This window comes from Brevundimonas sp. (genome assembly GCF_031082345.1).
In the GTDB taxonomy this organism is placed as follows: domain Bacteria; phylum Pseudomonadota; class Alphaproteobacteria; order Caulobacterales; family Caulobacteraceae; genus Brevundimonas.
Map to the genome: position 1 here is coordinate 1 of NZ_JAVHLH010000330.1, position 2,536 is coordinate 2,536.

Consider the following 2,536-nt stretch of genomic DNA (forward strand, 5'->3'; position numbering starts at 1 on the left):
GCCCGGAAGTCAACGGCTACGCCGTTCGCCCTGCGCGTCGGCCGAGAGGCCGCCGCTCCGGTGACTGCCGGGCGCCCACCTGTGCCCCGAAGCTCCATAGCCGGTCGCTGGGACCGGCCCCACGGAGGTCATCATGTCCGAATCCACCACTCCCACTTCGACGTCGGCCGGGCTTGCGAGCACAGAACGGTATTACGGCCCCGGCGACGCGAACGGGCGCTACCTCGTTCTCGTCGTCGACGAAATCGTCGGCGAGGAGGAGGCCTACCGGACCTCGGATCTCGCGGTCGCTGCCGCCGAGTTTGACCGCTGCCAGGCTCACCACCCCTATGTCACCGCCGTATCGATCTACGACACTGTCGAGGCCCAGACCCGCAAGATCTGGCAACGAAACCCTGACGTCACCCCGCAAACAGCCTTGGCTCGCTGTCCCTGCTGACCCCGGGGGGCTTCGGCCCCCCTTTTTGTCCCCGCTCCGTCGGGGCGGCGCCGACCGCAGCCTGACGGCGCGGTGACCCGGCGACTGACAGGGCAGGGGGCGCTCCCGGGCTTGGCGACCAGCTGGCCTTCGGCCTCGCGGTCGCTTGCGCCTGGTCACGTCCAACGCATGTGCCGGCGACGGCCTCGCTTCGCGCGCCCCTCCCTATGGGTCGAGGCGACGGCCTGCCGGAAGGGGAAGGTGGCGGCTGGGTCGGCCGATCCTAACGCAAGGACACCGCCGGTTATCCCGTCAACGGCTTCGCCGTTCCCCTCGCAAGCGGCTCGGTGACGGGCCGGCACCTCATGTTCGGAAGGTCCCATCACAGCCCATCCCGGGCCGTCCAGATGGAGACCGTCATGCAAGTTCAATCCGCATCCGCAACCAACCAGGCCGCTCGCCTCGCGCAGCTCGACGCGGTCCTGGCAGAGGACGAGGACACCGCCTTCTGCGTCCCCGCGCAGCGGGGTCGCTCCAGTTCGCTGTCGGCGCCTGAGATCCGGAAGGAAGCGGCCAAGCGGCTCGCGGCAAACCTGCCCGCCGAAGAAACCGCCCGGATCGAGGTCGCCCGGGCCGCCTTGGCGGCGGCCCATGCCGCCATCCTCGCCGAAGACGAGGACGGCTACGAGCTGGCCGTTCAGCAATACGACGCAGTCATCTACGCCCTCACCGGCTTCAGTTTCTTCGCCAGCGAGGTCGATACCGGCGGAGGTCAGCGCCTGCGCGAGGCCTTCGCCGCGCCAGCGGGCGAAGTGCCCATGTGGGGCCAGGCCGGACAGTTCGTCATCGACCACGCCGGCGTCAGGGCCGTCGTTCAGATGAACGGCGGGTTCAATGGCACCGGATATGCGTCGTTCCATGCGGCCTCTGCCAGCGGCCTGTTTGTCTCCGACACCGGGTTTCTGTCCCTGACTGGCCGGAAACCGGTGTTGGGCTGCACCGTCGAGGAGGCCGCGCGTATGTGGCTCGAGGCCGAAATCGCGAACCGCGGGCGGGTCGCTCTTAGCCCGCAATACCGGGACCGGGACTATCAGGCCCGTTACCCCTGGCTAGCCATGGACGAGTCCACCTCGTCCCCGCTGTATCGCGAGGCCTCGGGTCAGATGGCCTTCGGCTTCTGACCCTCCGGGGTCAGTAGAGCGGCGAGTCGCTCAGCCTCCCCGACCGCATGGCTCAAGAGCCATGGCGGCGGGTCGGCCGCGAGCCGCTCTCCGATCCGCCGGCCGCGATAGCCTTGGCTCAGCCAGCCGACGACGGCGCGCGCCTCCCTGCGAGGGCGCGCCAAGACCGTCTTCTCGACGGCGTCGAGGGCCTTGAGCAGATCGTGCCGGATCTCCCTGCGGCATCGATCATCATTCCACCCCTGCGACTGCAGGGCCGCTTTCAGCACAAGCTCAAGCCCCCATCCCACATTCTGCAGCACGCTTTCCTCGCTGCGTCCGGCGTCGAGCCCGCGTCTGGCTTCAGCCAGAAACCGCAGACCCATCTCCCGCATCTGCTGATCGTGGTTCATGGCGCTCCTGAGGGCCTCTCCCATCCTGCCCGGGCGCCCACCCTAGCCGTCAAGGGACGCTGCGCTCTTCGCCCTTGCCGTCGTCGGGAGCCCCGGCGCGTCGGTCGCGGCCGCCACAGGGCGGCGATCAAGGGAGACCCCGATGAGCCTTCGACAATCAGCCCTGCCGGGCCTGTTTTCCCCGGCGGCCCAGGCTTCCAGCTTCGAAAGCGTTGACCCTCGGGCCGCGATCCGGTTGGTCGCGTCCATCCTTCTCAGCACCGCGCAGCAAGTCGTCTGCCTTCCTGACGGATCGGCGCTCGATCGCGCGACGATGGAAGATCCTCGCTACAAGACTGCCGTTAGCCAGGCGGTGACCCTGTCGATCGGGACCGACCCGATCACGGTCGCGCGGGCGAGCGACCGCAACGCCTTCCTGACCCACCACCTTCGCCTCCGGGGCAAGGCCGGTTGCGCAGGCCTGCTGGCGCAGGCCGCGCTCCTGTTGGGTCAGCTCCTCGTACTGGCCGAGGCGCGCCTTGCTCTTCTTGTGGCGGGCCCGCGGG

Annotated in this window: 4 protein-coding genes; 3 read left to right on the top strand and 1 reads right to left on the bottom strand. The window is 68.9% G+C overall.

What is annotated here, in order from left to right; translation table 11 throughout:
- The first annotated feature begins 133 nt into the window (after positions 1-133).
- Both RDU12_RS14850 and RDU12_RS14855 read left to right on the top strand, forming a co-directional pair.
- Positions 134-439 (top strand): hypothetical protein, encoded by a 306-nt coding sequence (locus RDU12_RS14850; protein ID WP_308685407.1) that lies wholly within the window; start codon positions 134-136, stop codon positions 437-439.
- Positions 440-837: 398 nt separating this feature from the next.
- The gene (locus RDU12_RS14855; protein ID WP_308685408.1) at positions 838-1,599 is read left to right on the top strand and encodes a hypothetical protein; all 762 of its coding nucleotides are present in this window, start codon (positions 838-840) and stop codon (positions 1,597-1,599) included.
- On the opposite strand, the gene RDU12_RS14860 is transcribed toward RDU12_RS14855, so the two are convergent.
- The gene (locus RDU12_RS14860) at positions 1,578-1,991 is read right to left on the bottom strand and encodes a hypothetical protein (protein WP_308685409.1); all 414 of its coding nucleotides are present in this window, start codon (positions 1,989-1,991) and stop codon (positions 1,578-1,580) included. The two genes, RDU12_RS14855 and RDU12_RS14860, sit on opposite strands and share 22 nt — an antisense overlap.
- A gap of 142 nt (positions 1,992-2,133) precedes the next feature.
- Between RDU12_RS14860 and RDU12_RS14865 the strand changes: the two genes are divergently transcribed.
- On the top strand, positions 2,134-2,536 hold a 403-nt coding region (locus tag RDU12_RS14865), incomplete at its 3' end, for a hypothetical protein (protein WP_308685411.1).

What these genes read in the sequence shown, in the direction of transcription:
- RDU12_RS14855 (WP_308685408.1), top strand. Translation starts at nt 838, where the DNA reads ATGCAAGTTCAATCCGCATCCGCAACCAACCAGGCCGCTCGCCTCGCG.
- RDU12_RS14850 (WP_308685407.1), top strand. Translation starts at nt 134, where the DNA reads ATGTCCGAATCCACCACTCCCACTTCGACGTCGGCCGGGCTTGCGAGC.
- RDU12_RS14860 (WP_308685409.1), bottom strand. Translation starts at nt 1,991, where the DNA reads ATGAACCACGATCAGCAGATGCGGGAGATGGGTCTGCGGTTTCTGGCT.